Origin of the sequence: Paenibacillus sp. RC73 (assembly GCF_044908085.1) — a bacterium.
Lineage (GTDB): Bacteria > Bacillota > Bacilli > Paenibacillales > Paenibacillaceae > Paenibacillus > Paenibacillus terrae_A.
Genome location: NZ_JBIYCV010000003.1, coordinates 366,955 through 390,745 on the forward strand (window position 1 = coordinate 366,955; position 23,791 = coordinate 390,745).

General features: G+C 46.1%; 22 protein-coding genes, 1 pseudogene and 1 riboswitch. Of the genes and pseudogenes, 16 read left to right on the plus strand and 7 right to left on the minus strand.

The window, feature by feature from the left end; genetic code table 11:
- The first annotated feature begins 29 nt into the window (after positions 1–29).
- From ABH897_RS08525 to ABH897_RS08575, 11 genes are all read left to right on the plus strand, one after another.
- Entirely contained in the window at positions 30–1,079 is a 1,050-nt protein-coding gene (locus tag ABH897_RS08525) for a hypothetical protein (RefSeq protein ID WP_283653711.1), read from the plus strand.
- Between the two features lie 17 nt (positions 1,080–1,096).
- Positions 1,097–3,124 carry a polysaccharide deacetylase family protein gene (locus tag ABH897_RS08530; protein ID WP_404580945.1) on the plus strand — a complete coding sequence of 676 codons (2,028 nt, stop codon included), beginning with the start codon at positions 1,097–1,099 and terminating at the stop codon, positions 3,122–3,124.
- A gap of 21 nt (positions 3,125–3,145) precedes the next feature.
- Positions 3,146–4,540 (plus strand): hypothetical protein, encoded by a 1,395-nt coding sequence (locus ABH897_RS08535; protein ID WP_283653708.1) that lies wholly within the window; start codon positions 3,146–3,148, stop codon positions 4,538–4,540.
- 28 nt (positions 4,541–4,568) lie between these two features.
- Positions 4,569–4,715 carry a hypothetical protein gene (locus tag ABH897_RS08540; RefSeq protein ID WP_283653707.1) on the plus strand — a complete coding sequence of 49 codons (147 nt, stop codon included), beginning with the start codon at positions 4,569–4,571 and terminating at the stop codon, positions 4,713–4,715.
- A 232-nt stretch (positions 4,716–4,947) separates the two neighbouring features.
- Entirely contained in the window at positions 4,948–5,292 is a 345-nt protein-coding gene (locus tag ABH897_RS08545; RefSeq protein ID WP_014278613.1) for a hypothetical protein, read from the plus strand.
- Positions 5,293–5,467: 175 nt separating this feature from the next.
- Positions 5,468–6,541, plus strand: a complete 1,074-nt coding sequence (locus ABH897_RS08550) for an ABC transporter substrate-binding protein (RefSeq protein WP_283653706.1) — start codon at positions 5,468–5,470, stop codon at positions 6,539–6,541.
- Positions 6,541–7,470, plus strand: a complete 930-nt coding sequence (locus ABH897_RS08555) for a nucleoside hydrolase (RefSeq protein WP_283653705.1) — start codon at positions 6,541–6,543, stop codon at positions 7,468–7,470. Before ABH897_RS08550 ends, ABH897_RS08555 begins: the two co-directional genes overlap by 1 nt.
- A 27-nt stretch (positions 7,471–7,497) precedes the next feature.
- A complete protein-coding gene (locus tag ABH897_RS08560) occupies positions 7,498–8,319 on the plus strand; it encodes an ABC transporter permease (protein WP_283653704.1) in 822 nt (273 codons plus the stop codon).
- 6 nt (positions 8,320–8,325) lie between these two features.
- Positions 8,326–9,114, plus strand: coding sequence for an ABC transporter permease (locus ABH897_RS08565; protein ID WP_044644351.1), 789 nt, complete (start codon positions 8,326–8,328; stop codon positions 9,112–9,114).
- Positions 9,115–9,130: 16 nt separating this feature from the next.
- The gene (locus ABH897_RS08570) at positions 9,131–10,189 is read left to right on the plus strand and encodes an ABC transporter ATP-binding protein (RefSeq protein WP_404591627.1); all 1,059 of its coding nucleotides are present in this window, start codon (positions 9,131–9,133) and stop codon (positions 10,187–10,189) included.
- Between the two features lie 28 nt (positions 10,190–10,217).
- Positions 10,218–11,945, plus strand: a complete 1,728-nt coding sequence (locus ABH897_RS08575; RefSeq protein ID WP_404591629.1) for an adenine deaminase C-terminal domain-containing protein — start codon at positions 10,218–10,220, stop codon at positions 11,943–11,945.
- Positions 11,946–11,994: 49 nt separating this feature from the next.
- Here ABH897_RS08575 and ABH897_RS08580 read toward each other — a convergent pair.
- A pseudogene (locus ABH897_RS08580) lies at positions 11,995–12,336 on the minus strand (Rpn family recombination-promoting nuclease/putative transposase); the annotation flags it as partial.
- Positions 12,337–12,914: 578 nt separating this feature from the next.
- Between ABH897_RS08580 and ABH897_RS08585 the strand changes: the two are divergent.
- From ABH897_RS08585 to ABH897_RS08600, 4 genes are all read left to right on the plus strand, one after another.
- A complete protein-coding gene (locus ABH897_RS08585) occupies positions 12,915–14,144 on the plus strand; it encodes a M20 metallopeptidase family protein (RefSeq protein ID WP_404580939.1) in 1,230 nt (409 codons plus the stop codon).
- Positions 14,145–14,374: 230 nt separating this feature from the next.
- On the plus strand, positions 14,375–14,854 hold the full coding sequence (locus ABH897_RS08590; RefSeq protein ID WP_283653700.1) for a Dps family protein: 480 nt from the start codon (positions 14,375–14,377) through the stop codon (positions 14,852–14,854).
- 150 nt (positions 14,855–15,004) lie between these two features.
- Positions 15,005–16,129 carry a nitric oxide synthase oxygenase gene (locus tag ABH897_RS08595; RefSeq protein ID WP_283653699.1) on the plus strand — a complete coding sequence of 375 codons (1,125 nt, stop codon included), beginning with the start codon at positions 15,005–15,007 and terminating at the stop codon, positions 16,127–16,129.
- 103 nt (positions 16,130–16,232) lie between these two features.
- Entirely contained in the window at positions 16,233–16,691 is a 459-nt protein-coding gene (locus ABH897_RS08600) for a hypothetical protein (RefSeq protein ID WP_404519371.1), read from the plus strand.
- A gap of 71 nt (positions 16,692–16,762) precedes the next feature.
- Here the strand turns inward: ABH897_RS08600 and ABH897_RS08605 are convergent, their stop codons facing one another.
- The 5 genes from ABH897_RS08605 to ABH897_RS08625 all read right to left on the minus strand — a co-directional run bounded on the left by ABH897_RS08605 (position 16,763) and on the right by ABH897_RS08625 (position 20,000).
- A complete protein-coding gene (locus tag ABH897_RS08605; protein ID WP_283653697.1) occupies positions 16,763–17,200 on the minus strand; it encodes an AbrB/MazE/SpoVT family DNA-binding domain-containing protein in 438 nt (145 codons plus the stop codon).
- Positions 17,201–17,391: 191 nt separating this feature from the next.
- Positions 17,392–18,111, minus strand: coding sequence for a 3-ketoacyl-ACP reductase (locus ABH897_RS08610; RefSeq protein ID WP_283653696.1), 720 nt, complete (start codon positions 18,109–18,111; stop codon positions 17,392–17,394).
- Between the two features lie 156 nt (positions 18,112–18,267).
- Entirely contained in the window at positions 18,268–19,119 is an 852-nt protein-coding gene (locus ABH897_RS08615; protein WP_283653695.1) for a DUF4097 family beta strand repeat-containing protein, read from the minus strand.
- A 1-nt stretch (position 19,120) separates the two neighbouring features.
- A complete protein-coding gene (locus ABH897_RS08620) occupies positions 19,121–19,678 on the minus strand; it encodes a DUF1700 domain-containing protein (RefSeq protein ID WP_283653694.1) in 558 nt (185 codons plus the stop codon).
- Positions 19,671–20,000, minus strand: a complete 330-nt coding sequence (locus ABH897_RS08625) for a PadR family transcriptional regulator (RefSeq protein WP_044644363.1) — start codon at positions 19,998–20,000, stop codon at positions 19,671–19,673. Before ABH897_RS08625 ends, ABH897_RS08620 begins: the two co-directional genes overlap by 8 nt.
- A gap of 511 nt (positions 20,001–20,511) precedes the next feature.
- On the opposite strand from ABH897_RS08625, the gene ABH897_RS08630 reads away from it, so the two are divergent.
- Entirely contained in the window at positions 20,512–21,045 is a 534-nt protein-coding gene (locus tag ABH897_RS08630) for a DUF6985 domain-containing protein (RefSeq protein ID WP_283653693.1), read from the plus strand.
- 56 nt (positions 21,046–21,101) lie between these two features.
- Here ABH897_RS08630 and metE read toward each other — a convergent pair whose 3' ends face one another.
- Entirely contained in the window at positions 21,102–23,420 is a 2,319-nt protein-coding gene (metE, locus tag ABH897_RS08635) for a 5-methyltetrahydropteroyltriglutamate--homocysteine S-methyltransferase (protein ID WP_404519373.1), read from the minus strand.
- A gap of 159 nt (positions 23,421–23,579) precedes the next feature.
- A riboswitch (cobalamin riboswitch) is annotated at positions 23,580–23,775 on the minus strand.
- Positions 23,776–23,791: the final 16 nt, after the last annotated feature.

Sequence of the window (23,791 nt, forward strand, 5' to 3'; positions counted from 1 at the left end):
AAAATAGGAAATTTGAAAGAAGGGGAAGTGTGATTAATAAAAAGTTATTTGTACTTGTTTTAGTCATTTTAATTTTCAGTGGTTGTGGTGTGAATAAAGAGGTTGAGGTAAAAAGTATTGCTCCTAAATCAGCTACACCAACTATTGTTAGTCCTGAGATAACGAAAGATTCTAGTAAAGCTACTGTGCAAGATTCTGACACATTAGATCAGTTTATAAAGAAAATTCAACCCAAGAATGAGCATCTTCAAAAAATAATAAAAGAAGATTTGGACCGTGATGGAAAGCTGGAATACGTGCTTGCTTTTGGATTAGAAAAAGAGGAAATTTACAACATATTTATAGTCCGGGAGGATGCGGGCTATCACATCATTGCTAAACTAGAGGACCCCGTTATAGTTGTGCATCTAAATACTGATGTGAAAATCATGAAGCTGGATCAAACGGATCAAAAGTTTATCGTTGTATACTCTATAGGCGATGGAGGTGCTTACTCCGAGGGATTCTCCATATATGCCTTGGAAAATAATCATATTAAAAGTATAAATTCTGATTTTCCTAATGCTACTGGGCAAGGGATTCGGACGTTAAAAGATACCGATCATGACGGTGTCTTTGAAAGTGTCGATTATTACGAGTTTAGTGACATTCAGGAGCATACCATCGTAGTCTATCAAAAATATGATGGAACAGGACCAGAAAAAATGGAGCTTTTGTATAAAAATAAAAAGTTTGTATATCCAACCGATCCCAAGGCTGTGATACAAAATTACTTGGAAGTCGATTATCTTATGAAATGGTTTGGCTTACCTTTCCCTGAAATGGACCAGCTCACCGATCTGGCAGCAAGGCAAACATATGATTTTGAGGATGTCATCGATTTTTCCAGTTTAGCATATTTATCTTACTCGGGGTTGGACCTGAGTTATGAAGAGATTAGCGGCGATGAGAACCGAAAAGTATATTTGGTAAAAGATAATTCATTAGAAGAAAGAGCAAAAAAAGAAATTACGTTTACATTAGAAAAACAGTCAGGCAAGTGGAGGATTATGAGTATAGAGATAAACGATAAATTGTAGAGAGCGTGATATCCAGCATGAGTTACTTGAAGTACGGGCGAATTTGTTACGTGCTGTTACTACTAATTTCCTGTGTAGTACTGAACGGATGTACGAAGGAAAATGATTCTTCAAAAGCAGCAACAAATCATACGCTTTCTCTCCAAAATGAAGCCAAAATGATTTCCTATTCGAAAAGGCTGGATACGTTGCTAGAGACACTTCATATAATCAGCAATGAGAATATGGATTCTGATGTCAGAGAAAGTAAGCTTCAGGACTTCACACAGGATCTTAATTTGTTGCTAAACGAACCAGAAAGTGTAGAGATGAAGGACGGAGAATTTGCAGAACAGTTTGATAACAAACTTACTGTGATAACGAAAACGTTCCAGTTAAAAAATCAACGGCTAAACGTTAGAGTTGTGAATTATAGAGCACCTAATACGCTAACAGGTACGATCGGAGGTAAATATACATTTGTTCAGTGGTGGAGTGCGAAGCAGCTTGTGCACGCCCAGATGCTTAACGATGATGGGCCAGAATTAACTACGGATTTTGTGGTTCGAGATTCAGACCACGGAATACGGTTGATGTTAGGGGGATATGTTTCAATATATCATCCAGCCCCAGTATTTGTTGCTTTGTGGGAATTGTCTGGGCAAAAGTGGACGCAGGAAAGAATAGTAATAGATAAGATGAAGCTCCCTGATTTGTGGTATTTGAACAAGGATGTGAATGAGCCTATTATTTTCGAGAATCGACAACATGATAGCATGAGTATCGGAGTTTTAGACCACCGCGATGGTTTTTTAATAAACAGTGATCATTCTGATAAGAACATTACCATTGAGTTCTCTAGAAGTGGAGAAGTCTGTATTGATTCTGAACATAGCATCAGCTCAAATGCTCATATTGAACAGCAAAGCTACGAACTCATTCAAGCGAAATATTCGGAACATGGAATCGTGATTAAATACCCTCAAATTACAAAACTCAAGGATACTGCAAAGCAAAAATCTTTAAACCAAATTCTTAAGACCGAAGCGGTAAAAGGATTACACGAACATGTCGATTCTGGTACTGAAGCTCATGTAGAGATTGATTATGAAATTAAACGGCAAAGTGAACGGTTCTTGAGTGTTCAATATACGGGTATTCGTTATGTGAAGGACGCAGCCTATCCTAATCATATTTTCTATACGACCAACTTGGATATGAAGCAGGCTTTAAGATTAAGATTGAGTGATCTGGTAAAGATCGAAAAACCTTTTTTAGAGCTTATAAAAAGCGGAAAGGTCACAGCTGTAGAGCCAGAACAAAAAGATTTGCTTGGTAATTTTACTCAAGATGAGTTAAATCAATGGTTAACAGATGCAGACCTATTAAAAGGTTCAGCTGAGGATTCAGGATTAGATACGTTTAGTTATCTCACAAGTGATTCATTGGGAATTAGTATACCCGTGGCTCATGCAGTAGGGGATCATGCAGAGTATGAAATTCGTCTTACACAAATTCCAAATGATATGAAGCGAAATCAGGAATTATGGAGTGAGCTAAGTCCTGTTGCTGATCAGCCAGCTACCGTTGTAAATGAAGGTAAATTGGATACCGACCAGTATGAAGTCGAAGAGTCGCAGTCTTTTCAAACTACTCTTGAAGGCTTTGGGAAAGTAAGGTTTGTATCCACATATGGATATCCGGAAGGTCTTCGTAAATTCTTTTTCTTCCTTTTAGATGAGCAAGGACATATTATATATCCATTTCCCGAGTTCTACGGGAATCATGAGTGGGTCGCACGTTACGGAGGTGTAGAAGCGGTGGCCTTCAAGGATGTGAATAAGGATGGATTAAAGGATGTTATCATCATTAGTAGTGTGGATAACGGAATTCATGGACCTGGTAGAGTTGATCCATTTCCTATAGCAGGTATCTACTTTCAAAAGAAAAATAAAACTTTTACCACGCTCCCTGCATTGGATCAGGCCATCAACGATCAGGGGCATAATCAAACCATTAAAGATGTCATTCAATACGTAAGCAAACAACGGATAAACGTAAACTAACCGACAAAAAGGGGCAGAGACATGGGATATCCAATCATCAAGTATAACGGAACGGTTTTATCTCTTAAAAATCCGAAAATTAAAGTTGTACAGAAAATGAATGAGCATGTGAAAGTCTTTTTAACGGGTGTGTTAACCGGCACTCAAATGGAAGAGTATACGGATCATATGGAGGCAGGAGCTAAGTTAGTTGTTTCTTACCTGAATGATGATCAGAAACAGATTGTGTTGTTCCGGGGATTAGTCACGCAGTTCAGAATCAAGTTGGTGTCCAATGTAGCTTATTTGGTCGCCGAAGCCCTATCCTATACTAGCCAGCTGGATGAAGTGCCTCATAGACAATCCTTTCAAAATGTAAAAATGAAGCTACAGGCTTTGCTTGAACATGTACTCAAATCATATCCTAAAGCCAATTGTACCAGTCGCTTAAAGGATCAGCTTTTACAGGGATTTACGATGCAATTCGACGAGACGGACTGGTCGTTTCTGAAACGTATAGCGTCTCGGCTTGGTTGGGGACTGATACCTGATCCGATAGGAGAGAACCCTCAGTTTTATTTTGGATTACCCGATGGTGTCCATAAAGGTGAGCTGAAACAGTATAACTACTCTATGACCAGAAAAACCAAACCAGGGGCAAGCAAAGACGACAATCTTTTGTATTATAAAGTGCAAACGACGGGGCCGAAAGATGTCCTGCTACAAATTGGGGCTGAGGTTAAATTCAAAGGGAAAGCTTTATACGTCTTGCAGTCTGTTGCGTTTATACGACACAATTCCTTATGGCATGAATATGTGCTAACCACCTCTGATGGAATGAAGCAGGAACTGATTGTAAACGAGAACATTCGTGGCATATCATTGAAGTCGAAAGTGATTGGAATTGAACAGGATCATGTGAAGGTATTCTTTTATGAAATGGATAAGGTCAAGCCGAACGTTAAGGAAACCTTTGCTTTTCCAACTGCTACATTTTATACATCGGAAGGGAATACGGGATGGTACTGCATGCCGGAGCTTTTTGACTTTGTAGATATCTACTTTCCGACCCATAACGAAAAAGACGCTATTGTAACCCACTCGATCCGAAAGAGATCTAAAGGGGGAGACTTTATTAAGGACCCGTCAACGAAGATATTTATGACTAAGTACCGCAAAGCTATTATATTTGAGAAAAATGAAATTTTAATCACGGGGAATGACGATGAAGTGGTGATTCGACTGCTGGATGACCATGGAATCGAACTGCGGAGTAAAAAGGACATCCGTGTTAAGGCTGACGGCAACTTAGTATTCAATGCGGGTAACACAATACAAGTCACAGCGAAGGATGCCATCGGTTTAAAATGTAAAACAAGTCTGATAGAAATGGATGGTAACATCAAAATGACAGGAGAAAAGATAAAGACGCAATAACTAAATCCATCGTGAGAGGGTAAAGAGTATGGCTAAAGAAACTACAGGAGCAATCGTAAACGAGAAACCGCCTACCCAAGAAGATATGATCCAAGAGTGGAAACGTAAAATAAGCAAAGGCGAATATCCTTTTATTTATGTAATTCAGCATCGTACCAAAAGTGAAGAACGGTAAAATTTATGGCTTAACGTTACTTGCCTATCCAGGGGTTATGATATCTTAGCCGAAAAAAAGTACAAAAATATTCTAAAGCTCTACAATGCTCTACAAAGTTCGACATATTGTTCGCTTTTTCGCATCATATGTTATTATATTAGGGATTTTTATTGCTATTTATCATATATTTATGTATAATCTATCGTGTTGAAAGATTGATTGTACGTAATATGCTGATGAGGGTGGGTTCATGACGCTGCTCGACAGTAATGAAAGCAAGAAGCGGATGTGCCAGATTTACAACGAAATTTCAAAGGAACTGTTCGGCTTCGGCACCACGCTACTGCGGGCCACCGTTGAGAACAACATTGTTACCTTTGTTGCGAAGCACCGGCGTTCTCCACGCTCGGCGGCATTGGAAGTGGAAGCCCCCGGCTTGAAGCTGGAAGTGGATTTCCGAATGTCCATGCTGTATAAGAAGAGACTTCGCGAGAAGCTGATTGAGGATATGGGGCTCGATATTGAAGCTCTACTGCGCGACTATGATTCAGCAACGCAGTGGGCAATCACGAACATCATACTGAAGGAATCCTAATACAATTGGATATTCGGCTTTTCGCTTCGGATCTATCTGAGGGGAGAACCTGTTATAACGCGCAGCGGGATCAGCTTATTCTTTGTTTACGAAGAAAAGTATTCTTGTTTTACAAGAGTACTTTTCTTTTTTGTGTTATCAGGTTCGCAGAATGAATAAATAGGGGGAGTTTCAAATGAAAAAATGGTTTAAAGGGTTCATGGCTTTGACCTTGGCATCTGTTGTGCTTGCAGGTTGCGGCAGCAATGCTACCGGAGGTCAGGAAGATGGGAAAAGCAGCTCGGCTGATGGCAAGAAGAAGCTAATCATTTCCACATGGGGCTTCTCCGAGGACTTTTTTAACAAAGAAGTGTATGAGCCTTTTGAGAAGGAACACAACGTTGATATTGTAGTAGAGATTGGGAATAACGCAGAACGGTTGAACAAAATTAGTCAAGGAAGCACAGACGTCGATCTGATTTATCTGTCTGATTATTATGCCCAACAGGGAATTCAACAGGGTTTGTTTGAAAAGCTGGATCGCAGCAAGGTGCCGAACCTGAATCAAATTTATGATATTGCCAAAGCACCGCTGGGTGAGGAGTATGGCCCTGCTTATACGGTTGGCCGCCTTGGTATTGCTTACAACCCGGAGCTGGTTAAAAAGAATGTGACCTCTTGGGCTGATCTGTGGGGCAGTGAGTTCAAAGGAAACGTGACCCTGCCGAACATTACGGCTACGGCTGGACCGATGGTTGTAGACGCGGCCTCCAAGGTAGCGGGTAGTAAAGATTTTAATGAAGACCAGGCATTCGGGAAACTGAAAGAGCTGAGTCCGAATATTGTTAAGTTTTATAGCAAGACGTCCGAATTCGTCAACATGTTCAGTCAGCAGGAAATCGCGGGCGGACCGATTATGGAGATGTACTTCAAAGATTTGAAAGCAGCAGTGCCTGGAGCCAAATTTGTAGCGCCGAGTGAAGGGGCTTATGCAGTAATGAACACGATCAACGTGGTGAAAGGCTCCGACCAAAAAGAATTGGCTGAGGAATTTATCAACTGGCAGCTAAGCAAGGAAGTTCAAGAAAAGTCCGCCAAGGCGAAGGTTGATTCTCCGGTGAATACGCAGGTGGTGCTGTCCGGTGCGGATACAGAAGGAATTACGTATGGTGCAGATGTGGTCAACAAGCTGACCAAGCTGGATATGAAATTCGTCAATGACCATATCAAGGCATGGACGGATCGCTGGAACCGGGAAGTTGCTCAATAATGAAAAAAGTCATATTAGATGTAGATACTGGTATTGATGATGCGTTGGGTATTTTATTAGCCACCAAAAGCGGCCAGCTGGATGTTACAGCGATTACTACCGTATGCGGTAATGTATCGCTTAAACAGGCAACATTGAACACATGCAAAATCCTCGACCTTTTGGATAGACCGGATATTCCGGTTTATCGGGGGGCCGATGCTCCATTAATCCGTAAAGGATTGCATGAGCACCGTATTCATGGGGAAGACGGTATTGGGGGCGCATTGAGTGGAGTTGTCCCTGCCATTTCGGCGTCTGAAGGTTTTGCGCCGGACATCATCATTGATACAGTCATGGCTCACCCTGGAGAACTGACCCTGGTTTGCACCGGGCCGCTCACGAATCTGGCGTTGGCGCTTCTGAAATGCCCGGAGTTGACGCAATACGTCAATGAGGTCATTTTTATGGGTGGTGTTATTCACGGGTGCGGCAATATTACGCCTGTAGCAGAATATAACATGTATGCTGACCCGGAAGCGGCGCGGATCGTATTTCATGCCGGATTTGGGCGGTTGGTACAGGTGGGACTGGATGTAACACGGAAGGCACTGCTGACGACGGACCATATTGCCCGTCTCACCGATCCGGCGATTCGCAGCTATGTGGCTGAAAGCACAGCCATTTATACCAAGCGTTATGAGGAACGTAACGGAGTAAAAGCGTGTGCGCTTCATGATCCGCTTGCTGTAGGCGTTGCGCTGAATTCGAGGCTGGTGGAAACTTCGCTAATGTATGTCGATGTGGAAACCTCCAGCCGTATATGTGACGGACAAACGGTGGGCGATGTACAGAATCGTCTCAATCATAGCCCGAACATGAACGTGTGCGAACAGGTGGAAAACGAGGCATTTCTGGAACTGTTTATTCAGGTGCTGAACAAGGAATAACATATTGATAACCGCAAGGAGCTACCCATGAAGAAAACATACTTGTATTGGCTGCTGCTGCCAGGTTTGCTCTTTCTGGCGGTGTTCATGGTCATTCCGATTGTGTTAACGATCGGCTCGACCTTCGTACAGAACAGCTCATTCACCCTAGAAGGCTATCTCCATTTCTTCAAGGACCCTTATTTTCTGAAAATATTGCTGACTACGCTGGAAGTCAGTATCGTTACGACGCTCGTATGCGTGCTACTCGGCTTCCCGACGGCTTATTATATTTCGCAAAAGGCCCCGCGCCGCAAAGGGATTTTGCTGGCGCTGGCTATCTTCCCCTTGCTGACCAGTCCGGTGGTGCGGTCATTTAGCTGGATGGTCATTTTGGGTCGCAAAGGGCTGCTGAATAACGTGCTCATCGGTTTAGGACTCGTTGATGAGCCGCTCAATATTTTGTATACCCCGGCGGCGATGATTATTGGTCTGGTGCATTTGTTTTTACCGCTGATGATTATTTCACTGATTGGTGTACTCGAAAATATCGACGGTGATCTCGTCCATGCAGCTCAGAGTCTCGGTGCCTCCAAATTCAGCGCATTCCGTAAAATTGTATTTCCTCTGTCTGTGCCGGGCCTGATTATCGGAAGCATTCTCGTTTTCGTGGGCAGCTTGACGGCTTATACGACACCAGCACTACTTGGAGGAAAACAGCGCGTCATTGCTACATTTTTGTATCAGAACGCAATGACGCTGAATGACTGGTTTCTTGCCTCCGTTATTGCAACGATTATGATTGTCATTACATTTATCGTGGTCGGTCTCTTAAATAAGGCGGCCCATAAACTCAATCCGAAGGGGTAGGTGGATATGCGGGAGAAACATTACGGACTAGGCTTCTTTAGCCTGCTGGTCTTCGTCTTTCTGCTCGGTCCGCTGTTGATCATATCGGTCACTTCTTTCGAGCCGGGCACGGTATTAAAATTTCCTCCGCAGGGCTTTTCCTTGCGCTGGTATCAAAATATTTTTGAAGTGGATCTGTTTATGTCCACATTCAAAACGTCGATTGTCGTCTCTCTGCTGGGTAACATTTTGGCGCTGCTGATCGGCATGCCTGCCGCTTATGCGCTTAGTCGTTTTTCGTTTCACGGGAAGGATGCGCTGAATGCTTTGTTCCTCTCCCCGCTGCTCATACCGGGTATTGTGCTGGGCTTTACACTGCTGCGTTATCTGATCATTGTTTATCATTTGCCGGTATACGCAGGACTGTTGATCGGACATACGGTAATTATGCTGCCGTTCATTATACGGGTCATTGCGTCCAGCTTGTCCAACTTTGATTTTGCGATTGAGGAAGCAGCGCTCAGTTTGGGAGCCGGACGGCTGGAAACCTTTTTCAAAGTGGTTCTGCCCAACATCCGTTCGGGTATTATTGCGGCTATCCTGATTGCCTTTCTGGAATCATTCAACAATGTCGACATTTCCGTCTTCATGACAGGACCGGGATTCAGCACCCTGCCTATTCAAATGCTGACCTACGTCGAAAATTATTTTGACCCGACGATTGCAGCGATTTCGGTAATGCTGATGATTTTGACCGGTATTCTGATGTTCTTGATTGAACGACTGATGGGATTGTCTTACTTCACTAAAAGGTAATGGAGGCTTCAACCATATGGCACTGCTTACTCTGGATCGTGTATCGGTCGCTTATGATAACCAACTGATCTTGCAGGATTTCGATTTGCAGCTCGAACGGGGGCAATTGCTCTCGTTGCTCGGACCGAGTGGATGTGGCAAAACGACCACGCTTCGTCTGATTGCAGGATTTCTTGAAGCTAAACAAGGGACGTTTTTGTTTGGCGATAAAGATTACACCCGGGTTCCGGTGAACAAACGGAATTTCGGTTTTGTATTTCAAAGCTATGCGCTTTTCCCGCATTTGTCCGTTTTTGATAATGTTGCCTTTGGACTGCGGCTGCGCAAGGTGAAGGAAGATGATATAAAACGCCGTGTTATGGCTATGCTGGATACAGTCAGTCTGGGGGGCTTTGAAAAGCGGTTCCCCGGCGAACTGTCTGGTGGACAGCGTCAGCGTGTTGCGATTGCACGGGCGCTTGTGATTGAACCCGACCTGCTGCTGTTCGATGAACCGCTGAGTAATCTGGATGCAAACCTGCGTGTGAATATGCGTGTAGAAATTCGCCGTATTCAACAGGAATTGGGGATTACCACTGTATACGTATCGCATGATCAGGAGGAATGTTTTTCGATTTCTGACCGGGTTGCGATTATGAACAAGGGGAATATCGAGCAGTTGGATGCGCCATCAACGATTTTTAAATATCCAACCACCGAATTTGTCGCCCGTTTTATCGGATTCAATAATTTCTTGTCCTTTGACGAACGCGTTGAGGAGGGGGAACGAATTCGCCTGAGTACAAGCGATCTTTCGTTTAGTGTGGCCCGTAATCAGGGTACAGTCCAGCCGGGTGCCCGCCAGGGGGCTATTCGTCCGGATGATTTGGTTATCCGCACAGCAGGCAATGAGACGGGAGAAAATGAGCTTCCCGGCATCATTAAAGTGAGCACTTACCTGGGGCGCAGCTATCAGTATGTGGTAGAAACGGCGAAAGGAAGCTTCACCGCCAATCAGGAGATGGACACGCCGTACCTGAGCGGTCAACGGGTTACCCTGCATTTTCCGGCAGATAAAATGGTGCTGGTCCAATAATCAGCGGGTTCGATGAAGGAGATACATCATGCGTGCAGACAAAATGATTTTACAAGTTAAAGTGTATAACAGCTATTACAAGACGTTCGAGGAAGGCAATGTTGCTATACTTGACGGCAAGTTTATGTATATTGGTCAGCGTGGCCTGGAGTCGTTTGAAGTGAATGAAATTGTAGAAGGGCACGGGAAATATATGATTCCCGGCCTGATCGACATTCATCTCCATATTGAAAGCACAATGGTGACACCGGCGACCTTTTCCTATGGACTCATTCGCAACGGCGTGACGACGATTGTACCGGAACCGCACGAAATGGCGAATGTTTTTGGATTGGAAGGCATTCAGGAAATGATGGCGGCCAGCAAGGATTGCGTGGCTGATATGTTTTACGGTATTCCAAGCTCTGTCCCGGCAACGCCGCTCGAAACCTCAGGGGGCGAGATTGATATTCCTGAGATTGACGCACTGTTGCAAACCGGTGAGATGATCTGTCTGGGAGAAATTATGAACTATGTGGATGTGATTCGTGATCCGGAGGGCAAGACCAACCGTATTTTACGCCATGTTCGTGAGCATTACCCGGAGCTGATCATTGAAGGGCATACGCCGCAGTTGCTTGATCTGGACCTGCATCAGTTGATCTACGCGGGAATTGGCTCGGACCATACCCACCAAAGCATTGAAGGCATGAAGGCGCGTATGGCTGCGGGGATGTTCATCGAGATTCAGGAAAAATCCATGACCCCTGAAGTGATGGAGTATTTGATTCAGGAAGACGTGGCGCAGCATTTTTGCTTTATAACGGATGATGTGATGCCGGATTCCTTCGTAGAGCGTGGGCATCTGAACCATATTGTAAGCAAAGCAATTGGGATGGGCATGAAGCCTGAGGATGCGATCTATGCCGCTACGTTCACGCCTGCGACACGGATGCGTATGCACGACCGGGGCACGATTGCACCGGGGAAAATAGCTGATTTTGTCTTGTTGTCTGACCTGAGCCATTTTGAAGTAGAGCGGGTGTACAAGGATGGGCAAAAGGTATTCGATAAATTTGAAGAGTATCATCAAGATTCGTTAAGCTGCCGTTTTCCACCTCATTTTTACCAAAGTGTAAAGCTGAAGCCTCTCACAGAGCGGGATTTTATCGTAGAGCTGGATGTAGCGGATGGTACACATCATTGCCGTATTATGATGGTGAAGGACGGATCGACCTTTACGAGCGAACGTATTGCACCTGAGCAGGTGGCGAATGGTGAGCTGATGTGGGAACAGAGCGAACACGGGCTTATCGCTACTTTTGAGCGATATGGCAAGAATGGTAACCGTGCCTATGGTTTGATCGGGGGAGACACGATTAAGCGCGGGGCGGTAGCAACCACGTATTCGCACGATAACCATAACTTGCTGGTCGTAGGGCATAACAAGCAGGATATGATATTAGCGGCGAATACGGTTCTTTCCAGTCAAGGCGGCTTTTGCGTAGTTGAAAATGGCAAGGTGCTGTCCCATTTGCCGTTAACCGTAGGCGGGATTTTAACAGAAGGACCGCTAGAAATGGTGGCGGCCCACGTGAAGGAGCTGCGTTCTGCCTTGCTGTCGCTCGGTTACCGCCATTACAATCCAATCATGTCGCTGAGCACTCATTCTTTGCCAGTCAGCCCGGCTTTGAAAATTACTGATCACGGCTTGATTGATGTAAACGCGGGCAAGGTTGTACCTTTGATTGTGGATCCTTTGGAGATAAGAGAATAATTAGTAGAGCCGACCCTTTTGCGGGTCGGCTCTTTTGTCGTGGTCAGTTTTATGATTGAAGCGCTCGAATTTCAGCTTCCGACAAACCGGACGCTTTGGCGATAATATCTATACCTAAGCCTAAACGGAGCATATTTCGTGCAATTTCAGCCCGACTTTCTGCTTTACCCTCTGCTTTACCTTCTGCCTTGCCTTCTTCTTTTGCTCCTTCAATCATGGATGCCTCATCATGTAAATACCGTTGTCTTGCTTCATATTGAAGACGGGCTTCCCGATCCTGACTTAGGAATTCCAAGGTATTCATCGCTTTTTTCAGTACAGGCTCGTTCATGGTCAGCACCTCCCATTGTGATGGATTCGCTCCTTTTAGAAACAAAAGCCAGTTTACCAATCATATAAGATGATCTTAAAAAGTTACCTATAGTGCCACTCCGCAGACAGATGGTGCTTCCCATCGCCACCGCCCCCGGATTTCCGGAACAAAGCTTATAATCAGGGGAGAAATCCGGGGACAAAAGCGACCGCTTCGCTTGTACAGCACCATTCTATCTGCTCCGTTTTCTATGTGAATTTTCAAGTTCAAAACGTAAAGAAAAAGATCTTTGCGAAAATCAAGAGAATCTTCCATTTATATCAAACCTTTTTTTAATCTATTATACCATGTCATCCAGTGAGCAAGCACATATTGAGCAGCACTTTGGAAAGCCAGATTTTTTAACGTCAATAACCAGGAATGAGAAAATCGTGTAGTTGGGTGATCACATCCAATTTTCCCCGTGTGGTAGGGTTCATGAGTATATAAAGGAGATATATGCTGAACTGGTGCTTTAGCAGACAAAATTAACATCTTCTATACTCGTATTAATGTAACCTATGTATAACGCGTTGACGGCTTGCGGGATAAAGACTACATTTAGGCTGGATATATACTACAAATATTCCGATTGGATATTAGGAGAGTGTTCAATAATGACTCGTGCTTTTGATGGTCTTGTAGTGCCGGACGCGTTGGAAACGGATTTGATTGCATTTCGAAGGGAATTGCATCGTTACCCGGAAGTTTTGTTTGAGGTGGAACGGACGGCTGCGTACATAGCGGAGCTTCTCCAAAGCTGGGGGCTGGAGGTACAGACAGAAGTCGGGAAGCATTTTGGTAAAGGAGTAGTTGGTATATTACGCGGAACACAGGCCGGGGATACGGTGCTACTGCGTGCGGATATAGACGCTTTGCCTGTAACAGAGCAAAACACCGCCAATTATATCTCCACGATACCCGGAGCCATGCACGCGTGCGGTCATGATGCACATACAGCGATGCTGTTGGGAGCCGCCAAGGTGCTCAGTCATAATCGAGATCAGGTTCGAGGTACGATTAAGTTTGTTTTTCAGCCAGCGGAGGAGGGGGCATTGGTGTCTCCCCTGGATGGCAGGCTGATTAGTGGAGGAAAGGATATGATCGAGGCTGGTGTACTGGAGGATGTAAAGACGGTGTTTGCCATGCACGTATGGCCGGATCTTCCTGTAGGAACGATTGGATTTCATCGGCACACGTCTATGGCCGCTTCTTCGCATTTTACAATCCGGTTTGCCGGACTTTCGGGACATCATAGCACGCCCCATCTTTCCTCGGATGCCATAATTATGGCCGCCCAATTCATCACGGATATTAAAATATTTATGTCCACCGCCATCGATCCGCAGGAAGCGGCTGTCCTATCTTTCGGTACACTGCAAGCAGGCAGCGCCAAAAATGTTATCGCAGGTCACAGCGAAATTACGGGAACCTTCCGGGCTTTTCGCACAGAGACGGTTGAACGGATCACCCAAGCGATTGTGGATCGTGCGAACAGTATTGCATCTTTACATGGCGGCTCCGCACATATTGTGCAACGGACAGGAACGGTTCTTCAAAACAATCCTGTGGTCGTACAAGCTGCGGTGCGCGCGGCAGGGAAAGTCTTTGGAGTGGAAAGTACGGAAGTGCTGGCTGCTCCCTTTTTAGCCGGGGAGGATTTTGCGCTCTATACACAGCAGGTTCCCGGCGTATTCGGTTTTATCGGGATAAGCACACCAGGTACACAGCAAGCGTATCCGCTGCACCATCCCCAATTTGATATCGACGAACGAGCCTTGATTCTTGGGGCGCGCATGCATATAGAATTTGCGTTGCAAGTATTGAACGATACGAAAGATAAATGAATTTTCAAAGGATATGACACTTCACGTAATCTTCATGATTAAGGCCTAATAAGCTCTTGCAAATAACTGACCTAATGTTATAATTAAAACAGGATTTAGATTAAGTCTAAATTAATTACTGAGTATTTATTGGAATCACGCATGGGATTTGCAGGTTAATCAAACACTAATGTCACGGGAATTCAGGCTTCACTCAAACTATACTATGGATGATGAGAGGGGAATTACACATGAGTACATTAAATCATACGAACGCTCAACCTACACAAGAGGTTATTCAAGAATTGCATAAGGCTTTGAACCGTCAGGTAGCTACCTGGTCGGTGTTGTACACGAAGCTGCATTATTTCCACTGGTACGTAAAAGGACCTCATTTCTTCACACTGCATGCAAAATTTGAAGAGCTTTATAATGAAGCGACAGCTAACCTGGATATGATTGCTGAACGTTTGCTGGCCATTGGAGGCCGTCCTGCCGCTACCTTGAAGGAGCATTTGCAACTGTCAGCCATTCAGGAGTCAGCAGGTGAGCAGACAGCCGAGGATATGGTAAAATCCGTGGTTACGGATTTCAAAACCATCACTACTGAGCTGGCTAACGGCATGGAAGCAGCGGATGCGGCACATGACAAAGCGACTGAGGATCTTCTTAATGGCTTGAGAGAAGCGGTGGATAAACATATCTGGATGCTCAACGCATATTTGGGATAAGCTTTTGGGAGAGATTCCCATGGATATGAAGATCAGGTGAACAAGACACACATCCCGTTGGTTCCAGACCACCACTGGAGTATAATGACGGATAGGCGCGAAAGACAACTGGCTCATAAGTATTGAGAGCTGCCGGGATGGGGTGTACGTATGGAAGTGAAGCAACAGCTTTTGCGTGAAGCGAAGCAGTTTATATATACATGTTATGAGGAGCTGGGCCGAAGCCGTGATGAAGCGGAGGCCCGGCTTCTTGATATTCGTCATGACATAGATACTTCGGGAACGTATGATCATACCTATGATGAGCTGGAGCATGGGGCACAGATGGCTTGGCGTAACAGCAATCGTTGTATCGGTCGTTTGTTTTGGGATAAGCTTCTGGTAAGGGATGCCCGCGAGGCTTCAAGTACAGCGGAAGTGGTTCATGAGCTGTTAGAGCATATACGCATAGGGACAAATGGCGGTAAAATCAAGCCGACGCTTACCGTGTTTCGCTCGTCCAAGCCGGGGCAACCGGATATTCGCATTTGGAATCATCAATTGATTCGGTATGCCGGCTATGAGAGCGCTGAAGGAGTAATCGGGGACCCGATCTCGGTAGAATTCACAAATGCATGCCGCCGCATGGGCTGGCAAGGAGCCATGACTCCCTTTGATGTATTGCCGCTGATTGTGGAAGCAGGTGGACAGCCTCCTGAGCTGTTTGATATTCCCGAACATTTGGTGCAGGAGGTACCTATTGAACACCCGGAACTTCCGGGGTTGGCTTCGTTGGGTTTGCGTTGGTATGCCGTGCCTATGATTTCAGATATGACGCTGGAGATTGGCGGTATCATCTACACCGCAGCTCCTTTTAACGGCTGGTATATGGGGACAGAGATTGGTGCGCGTAATTTTGCCGATCCCTTCCGTTATAACATACTGCCGCAGGTAGCCGAGCTGATGGGGCTGAATACCTCAAGCGAAACGACGTTATGGCGCGATCGGGCGCTGGTGGAGTTGAACAGTGCTGTGCTGTATTCTTTTAAAAAAGCGGGAGTCAGCATTGTCGATCACCATACGGCAGCTGCACAATTCCAGCTGTTTGAGGAACGGGAAGCCCAGGCGGGGCGTGCGCTCACAGGCGATTGGACATGGCTGATCCCGCCGTTATCTCCGGCGACAACGCATATTTTTCATAGTTCCTACGATAATCGGCTTGTAAAGCCAAATTTCGGAGTTCAAGAGAAGCCGTATATGCAGAAGAAGCCCCAAGGCTGTCCTTTCCATTCTTGATCATGTTCATGGAAAGCTTTAAGTATCGGATTCGGGTTCCTATTCTATATGTTTAGAGTAAATTGAGCTTTTTCATGTCATAAGGTCGAGGAGCGAGGCGGAGTTGGAAAGAAATCAAGCAGAGCGCATCGTCGCTAAGCTTTTGCAACGGGCTGATATAGGTGTGACGGTCAAGCTGGAGAAACGGTTTCCCGGCGGGCGGCTGATTGGGGGCAAATATGCCATGAATGCTCACACCATTACAATGTATATGGACACGATTGAAACACAATGTATTCAGATGTTTGGCAGCGTCGAACGAGTCGAGGAGTACTTTACGGTTGTGCTTGCGCATGAGATTGGACACGCCGCTGATTCTGAGCTGCCTGACCTCTCCGATGCTATGGAACAGGAGAGCGAGTTAGGGACCCGGCAACGGTTTGCGCTGCAAATTGAAGAAAACGCATGGAACTATGCGCTCGGATTGGTGCCGGAGATTGAGACAACGTTCATTTCCACCGTTATTGAAGAGTCCTTGTTGGCCTATCGGGTCCCGGTTGTGGAGCAGTCTGACATTGCATAAGGATGATGATCCGAGAGCCGACAGGCTCTTTTTTTTGTGTGGCGAGATCAAAAGCGGGTAATTGGAACGATTCAAAGTAGAAGTTTTTTTAGCTGTGACACACGTCCCTGAGACAATTCGAGCATCTCGGCCAATTCTTTTTGTGAAACATTAGGGTGTTTTTCCATGAGCTGTTTTAGTTTATGCAGGAGCTCAGTCTGATTTCTGTAATTCCTTCTTTTCTTGGGCTGAGCAGGACGTGTTTCGCCTGAATGACTGGAGGGATTATCGCTCTTTAGTTTCTCAATGCAATCGCTGCATATCAGATGATCTCTGAAGTAGCTCAGGTCATCTACAGCACCGCAAAAATAACAAGATACCCCTGTATATTTACGGATCATCAGGCCCTCTGATGTAATAAAAAAATCAAGGGCATCTCCAATATTGATATTCATAGAATTTCGCAGCTCCTTGGGCAGTACGATGCGGCCCAGATGGTCTAATGGTCGTGTCATTCCTGTATTTTTCATTATTCATTTCCCCTCTCATAATTGCGCTTATCGGTGCAAAAATCGTAGGTTATGTATGTTGTAAAGTACAAAGCGCGTATATTGCAGTTTGAATTGTATTAGCTATGAACAAAAAAGAAGCTCCAGCATGACGAACAATGACGTCTGCCGGAGCGTGGTACAGCCCAATGAATCTAAGATGTCGAGTCAAATTATTGTGGGTTGGTTGTCCAAATACCGGCTACTTTTAATTGAACCCGCGAAGGCAGCTTCAATGCCGCCAATGTCAGGTCGGCCATATCTTGTGGCTGAAGCATGCGGTCCTCGTCGCCAATCGGCAAACCTGCATTTGCTGCCAGTTCCGTATTGACTGTGCTTGGAGTCAGCGCGGTGACGCGAATGTTGGATTTGCGAACCTCCTGCATCAGTGACTCCGTGAAGCCCATCAAAGCAAACTTGGAGGCGCAATACGCCGAGCCTGTGGCGAAGCCTCGTTCCCCTGCTGTAGAGGATACATTAATAATGTTGCCGCTCTGCTGAGCAAGCATGCTCGGAAGAACCGCGTGTGTGACATAATAGGTTCCCAGCAAATTCACGCGGATCATGCGTTCCCACTCTTCGGGGTCCATGTCTGCGACTGTGCCGAATGTAGCAATTCCTGCGTTGTTAATCAAAATATCGACAGCGCCCAGCTCATGCTCCAGCGAGGCTACAGCTGCAGCGGCCTGTGCGCGATCAGATATATCCGCGACAGCGCTAACCACCTTCACGCCGTATGTACTCCCCAGTGAATCTTGCAGCTTTTGCAGGTCAGGTAGTGTGCGTGAGATTAATCCCAGGTTGACGCCTTCCTTGGCCAAGGCCTCGGCAATGGCTTTACCAATGCCTTTGGTGGCGCCTGTAATAATGGCTATTTTATTTTTAAGTTCCATCCAGTCTCCTCCTTATGGCTACATACAAGTTGTGCATTTAAGCACATGGTTATATTATACTGATTTAATTTCCCTGAACCAAACTTCCACTCCAGGTCGCTTATTTCGCTTAGTTGCGACCTGGAGTAGAAGACCGCTGACAATGGTCATGATGGCCTATTTGGAAATATGAATATCGCCTGAAGTCGTTTTGACCTTTATAACGTTCACACTGCCGGGAACGGATTCGGGAGTATCTATACTTCCTGAGTCGGAGCGGACATTATAAATACCTTTAAAATCAGGGGCCTGCTTAATCCTCACATCACCGGAGTCTGAATCGACTTTCAGGTTGGCTGTGGTACGTTGTGTGATATTCGTAATACCGGAGGTCAGGGAAACTTGACCATTGCCGCTATAATCGTTAATTTTGGCATCCCCTGAAGTGAGTTGCAATTCCATATTTGCTGTAACCTGACTAGCCGTAAAACTGCCGGATGTTAACTTGGCGACCAAGCGGGTACTTTGGAGGTTTGAAATCTCGGCATTGCCAGAAGTGGCTGTGATGTTTGTGTTTTGAATGGAGGCATCCTGGAGGTTTACGCTTCCTGAATGTACATCTGCCTGTAGCCCTTTTAGGGTTTCACCAGCGGGCATTTCTACCGTGATCGTTTGTTTCAAATCAGGAGAGATAGAGAAGAATGCCAAGGAAAGGGCTGGCTCAGATTGAATGGAAAGCTTACCGTTCTCAATACGGGCATTATGAATCTGGTCGGCTACTTTTGTCTGAACTTCTCCACTCATGCGTATCGTGCCCTGCTCGCCGGAACCGGGAGTAAAGACAATAGAGACATCATCGGAGCTATTCACTTTAAGTTCCTGTAGCTGTCCACGTGTGAACGTCCATTTTTTATCAATAGCTGTTATTTCCTGCATCGCTTGTTGGTTCCATGGAGCACCGTAGGCTACCATCCCGGCCACACCGATGATGATACATAGACCCGCTGCAATAAACCATTTTTTATTCATGTTACTCGTTAGCTCCCCTCAGGGTAGTCTGATTCCATTTCCAGTATCGAACCGTACCTATGACCAGAAGGTTCAAAAGGTAGCGTACTCCAGACAGCAGCAATAGGCCAATCCCGGTCAACATGATGGAAAAAAAGAATTTAGCGGGATAAAAGTTGCCGTTCAGCGCATAATCTGCGATAGCAAGAAGGGGGGCCACTATCAAGCTGACCGCTGCTGCGGCCAACGAAACCCATACTGCCCACAAAGACGCTAAGACAGGAATGGAGATTAACAAATTGAGAAACAACAGCCCTAAGAAAGTAAATAGATTGCGTGCGAAGCTTCCCTGGCGAAGTGGAGGAGGGGATGTATTCCAGGTTGCATTGGGATCATCCAGCGCTTCGCGAGCGATATCCTCCGGGTTGCCCAATTCGCTGGCAATTTCGGCCTCACTTTTTCCATTCACCAACCCATAGTCAAAATGCTGACTTAAATCACCAAGCAGTTCATTACGTTCCTCTGCGGGGAGAGGGGAGAGACGTTGCTCCACCTCTGTAAGAAACTGTTTTCTATTCATCGGGATTTCCTTCCTTCAGTAGGCTTGCGACATGATGGACAAATTCATTCCATTCCCGTGTAAGTATTCTCGTGTAATTGCTGCCTGCATCGGTCAGCCGATAATATTTACGGGGGGGTCCCTCGGTCGATTCCTGTAAATAAGTTGTACAGTATCCCTCTGATACCAGACGGCGAAGCAGCGGATATAAAGCTCCTTCGGCTACTTCGATATGACGGGAGACGGCCTGAGCCAGTTCGTAGCCGTAACGGTCCCTGCGCCCAATTAAAACAAGAACGCACAGTTCCAGCACCCCTTTTTTGAATTGGATGTTCACATTCATGAGCGGTGCTCCCTTCCTGGATGTTATCATTGCTTCATGGGTGTCGTTTGGAGTATGGGGGAGAAATGTGTGCTTGAACATAAGAGATTTCAGGTACTAATCATAAATCAGTAGTCAGGTATAATTTAACATCATGTACTGTTTAATGCAAGGTACTAAAATTTTAAAAATAAATCTGCGGGCTCATTTTAGGAGTTTTCTTTCGCTTTTAGAGTCAATGAGATAGCGAATGCTGCTGAAAAAAGTAGTTCTATTTAGAAAAACGCCGAATCTTGGGGGAATTTGCGGAAAAGGAACTGCTTTAATTTCATTCTTAAGGATGTTAAATTGTAAAATCAGCATGTTGCATCATTCGATTCCCAACGCTCGAAAGTACAATAGATAGACGAACTAAACCGTTCCGATCTATATATTGCTGATTTGAAATCGCTCTTGGGATTGTTGCAAAATGCTCAAATAAAAGGGTCCATAGAGATAAAGATCATTTCTTATGAAAAGGATGGGGTAAAGGATGAATTGGGAACGCTGGTATATGGAGCTGGATCAGGATGATGAGACTTGGGAAGTATCAGAGGAAGTCGTGCTTCGGGGCACGGTACAACTCCATTTTTACGGACAGGACTCGGAGGTAGAGATAGAGTTTATTGTGTCCGCCGATTCCGAGGAAGAAGCACAGGCCGTAAGAGAGCCTAAGCAGGAGCAAAAAAAGACATGGGAGCAATATATGGCACATGGGTCAGACATTCATCCTCGTGTGCTGGAAGCGATACACCATTACTATGCAGATGTAGTGGAAAAGTACCGGAGCGCTTATACCTCATGGGGAGAAGACCCGGATGAATATGCGCCTTATGTGGAACGCTCGGAACAACTGCTGAAACGGTTACAGCTGGTGTCTATATTGATTCCAGACTCAGCGGAAGAGGATGAGCTGTATTTGAATTTTAGCTGTTCCTGGGATAGAGAGCATGGCTTGGGTGTACATATGAAGCAGGGAACACCCGAGCATATTCAAGGGGCATACACATTATATGATTTGGAATAGAATCCCCTTCCGGCGTTTAGGAAAAAAGAGGGCCGGGAAGGGGAGGGTTATAGAAATTAGCTGGATACAGCCAACGAATCTCTGGCTGCTTGAGCAGCCAGCACCATTTGCTGTAATGCGGCGACGGATTCATCCTTGGTGCGGGTTTTCAGGCCACAGTCTGGATTGACCCAAAATAAATCAGAAGGCAGTACGCGCAGGGCACGCTGTATCATACTCAGCATTTCTGACACATCGGGAATGCGCGGGCTATGGATATCATATACGCCCAGACCGATGCCTTTGTCATACACCTGATCCTCAAAGCTGACAATCAGTTCTCCGTGGCTACGCGAGGTTTCAATAGAAATGACGTCGGCATCCATATCGGAGATGGATTGGATCATATCCTGAAATTCGGAATAGCACATATGCGTATGGATTTGGGTGGCGGGTTCAACGGTTGCTGTTGTAACAAGGAAGGCTTGAACCGCCCACGCCAGATAGGCTTGCTGCTGTTCTTTTTTCAGTGGAAGCCCTTCACGGATCGCGGGTTCATCGACCTGAATCATGCCAATCCCCGCTTTTTCCAGTGCTTCTACCTCTGCACGCAGGGCCAGTGCTAACTGTAAAGCAACCTGACTGCGAGGAATATCATTACGTTCGAAGGACCAGTTCAAAATCGTTACCGGACCTGTCAGCATTCCTTTGACTGGCTTGGAGGTCAACGATTGGGCGAAGGCCGTTTCTTCCACGGTCATGGGTTGATCGAACGACACGTCTCCGTATATAATCGGTGGTTTAACACACCGGGAGCCGTAGGACTGCACCCACCCGTTTTGTGTAAAGGCAAAGCCTTTCAGCTTTTCGCCAAAAAATTCAACCATGTCTGTCCGCTCAAATTCCCCGTGTACGAGCACATCAATGCCAATGTCCTCCTGGATATCAATCCATTCCTTGATTTGCTGCTGAATGAACGTCCGATACTGCTCGGCAGACCATTCCCCTTTGCGATAGTGCAGACGGGCTTTGCGAACCTCTGCGGTTTGCGGGAAGCTGCCAATCGTCGTCGTAGGCAGTGGAGGCAGATTCAGCTTGTCCTGCTGGATCACACGACGCTCAGCGAAGGGAACGCTGCGTGACTGCGGCTCTTTCGCCAGTAGATCCGCCATATCGGTAGCGGTCTGTACTCGTGCCGCCGAGCTGTTGAAGCGGGCTACCGCGTCCGCACTCTGCTCAAGCTTGGCAATTGCCGAGGGTTCGCGTTTGCCAAGCGCAGCGGTCAAAGCTGCGATTTCTTCCAGCTTTTCATCGGCAAAGGCCAGCGCTTGCACCAGCTCTCGGTCCAGCTTGTGCTCTGCTTCCAGACTGACTGGCACATGCAGCAGACTGCATGATGGCTGCACGATGAGCTGTGCAGCGGTGGTTTGCTCTGCCAGTTGTCCAAGCAGCGCAGCTACGGTGTTCAGATCGGAGCGCCATATATTGCGCCCGTCAATAACACCAGCGGCCAGCGTTTTCCCTGCGGGGAAGCCATGTCGTAGCACATGTTCCAGGTTTTCGCCATCATCGTGCACAAAATCAAGACCTATTCCCTGTACCGGGAGCGTGGACAGGCGCTCATAATGATCCAGACTGCCAAAGTAGGTTTGCAGCACGATATTTAAGGATGGAGCAGCTTGGGCCAGAGCCTCATAGGCCTCCTGAATAATGTCCAAATCCTCTGTCGGGAATGAGGTGGTCAAGACAGGCTCATCTACCTGCACCCACTGAACGCCTTCCGCAGCCAGCTCAGACAGGACGCGGGCGTACAGTGGCAGGAAGCTTCGTATGATCGCGGCCAAATCCTTACGGTCATAGCCTTTGGACAGAGCAACGAACGAATAAGGACCGATAATGACGGGTTTACCTTCAATTCCTAGTTCCTGTTTCGCTTCACGATAAGCCTGCAACGGCTTATTCTCGGTGAACACCGGAGTTGCATTTGCCAATTCCGGTACGATGTAGTGGTAATTGGTATTCAGCCATTTGGTCATTTCACTGGCGGTGGCACCCTTTTGTCCACGGGCTATCCCGAAATAGACGGACAGAGGAACAGGCCCATCGGGACGGTAGTTGAACCGTTCCGGCACCAGACCGAACATCACGGATGTATCAAGCATGTGATCGTAATAGGAAAAGTCTCCGACCGGAATTCGATCGATTCCCTTGTCGCGCTGCTTGCTCAGATGCTCCAATCGCAATCGTTTCATCTCGGTATGCAATTCGCTTTCATCCATGCTGCCGTTCCAGAAGCGTTCCAGTGCTTTCTTCCATTCCCGGTTTCCTCCGATACGCGGATATCCCAGGTTACTGCTGATCAAGCCGGACAACTCAGGCAATTCGGTAAATGACATGTACTTTTCCTCCCAGGCTGGTAGCCAGTTTATTTTTGCGTACAAAAAAAGACATTCCTCCCCGGGGTTAAAAATGAGTAGGGAAAGAATGCCTCCGTTATTTAAAAAATGAAAATTCGGCGACTGCTCTTAACACCTCCCTATCTCCCGTAGGTACTTGCGATGTTGTTGAAATAGGCAGGTCTCCTGACTTACGGATCATGACTTTCAGCGCTCCTTCCCGGTCTGTGGACCAGTGGGTGTATCAACAGCTGAAAATTCCCCGTTTACAGTGGCGGGACCGCGCCGGACTTGCACCAGCTTCCCTTTTAAGCCTGTACTGAATAGAACAGACACCTATCTCCAAGCTATGCGATTATGGTATGACGAAT

Bases quoted from the DNA above. Each gene is read 5' to 3' on its own strand.
- ABH897_RS08565 (WP_044644351.1), top strand. From the start codon at position 8,326: ATGCGGGAGAAACATTACGGACTAGGCTTCTTTAGCCTGCTGGTCTTC.
- ABH897_RS08625 (WP_044644363.1), bottom strand. From the start codon at position 20,000: ATGAATGTGAACATCCAATTCAAAAAAGGGGTGCTGGAACTGTGCGTT.
- ABH897_RS08535 (WP_283653708.1), top strand. From the start codon at position 3,146: ATGGGATATCCAATCATCAAGTATAACGGAACGGTTTTATCTCTTAAA.
- ABH897_RS08585 (WP_404580939.1), top strand. From the start codon at position 12,915: ATGACTCGTGCTTTTGATGGTCTTGTAGTGCCGGACGCGTTGGAAACG.
- ABH897_RS08590 (WP_283653700.1), top strand. From the start codon at position 14,375: ATGAGTACATTAAATCATACGAACGCTCAACCTACACAAGAGGTTATT.
- ABH897_RS08570 (WP_404591627.1), top strand. From the start codon at position 9,131: ATGGCACTGCTTACTCTGGATCGTGTATCGGTCGCTTATGATAACCAA.
- ABH897_RS08555 (WP_283653705.1), top strand. From the start codon at position 6,541: ATGAAAAAAGTCATATTAGATGTAGATACTGGTATTGATGATGCGTTG.
- ABH897_RS08540 (WP_283653707.1), top strand. From the start codon at position 4,569: ATGGCTAAAGAAACTACAGGAGCAATCGTAAACGAGAAACCGCCTACC.
- ABH897_RS08615 (WP_283653695.1), bottom strand. From the start codon at position 19,119: ATGAATAAAAAATGGTTTATTGCAGCGGGTCTATGTATCATCATCGGT.
- ABH897_RS08550 (WP_283653706.1), top strand. From the start codon at position 5,468: ATGAAAAAATGGTTTAAAGGGTTCATGGCTTTGACCTTGGCATCTGTT.
- ABH897_RS08620 (WP_283653694.1), bottom strand. From the start codon at position 19,678: ATGAATAGAAAACAGTTTCTTACAGAGGTGGAGCAACGTCTCTCCCCT.
- ABH897_RS08630 (WP_283653693.1), top strand. From the start codon at position 20,512: ATGAATTGGGAACGCTGGTATATGGAGCTGGATCAGGATGATGAGACT.
- ABH897_RS08605 (WP_283653697.1), bottom strand. From the start codon at position 17,200: ATGAAAAATACAGGAATGACACGACCATTAGACCATCTGGGCCGCATC.
- ABH897_RS08610 (WP_283653696.1), bottom strand. From the start codon at position 18,111: ATGGAACTTAAAAATAAAATAGCCATTATTACAGGCGCCACCAAAGGC.
- ABH897_RS08595 (WP_283653699.1), top strand. From the start codon at position 15,005: ATGGAAGTGAAGCAACAGCTTTTGCGTGAAGCGAAGCAGTTTATATAT.
- ABH897_RS08545 (WP_014278613.1), top strand. From the start codon at position 4,948: ATGACGCTGCTCGACAGTAATGAAAGCAAGAAGCGGATGTGCCAGATT.
- ABH897_RS08530 (WP_404580945.1), top strand. From the start codon at position 1,097: ATGAGTTACTTGAAGTACGGGCGAATTTGTTACGTGCTGTTACTACTA.
- metE (WP_404519373.1), bottom strand. From the start codon at position 23,420: ATGTCATTTACCGAATTGCCTGAGTTGTCCGGCTTGATCAGCAGTAAC.
- ABH897_RS08575 (WP_404591629.1), top strand. From the start codon at position 10,218: ATGCGTGCAGACAAAATGATTTTACAAGTTAAAGTGTATAACAGCTAT.
- ABH897_RS08560 (WP_283653704.1), top strand. From the start codon at position 7,498: ATGAAGAAAACATACTTGTATTGGCTGCTGCTGCCAGGTTTGCTCTTT.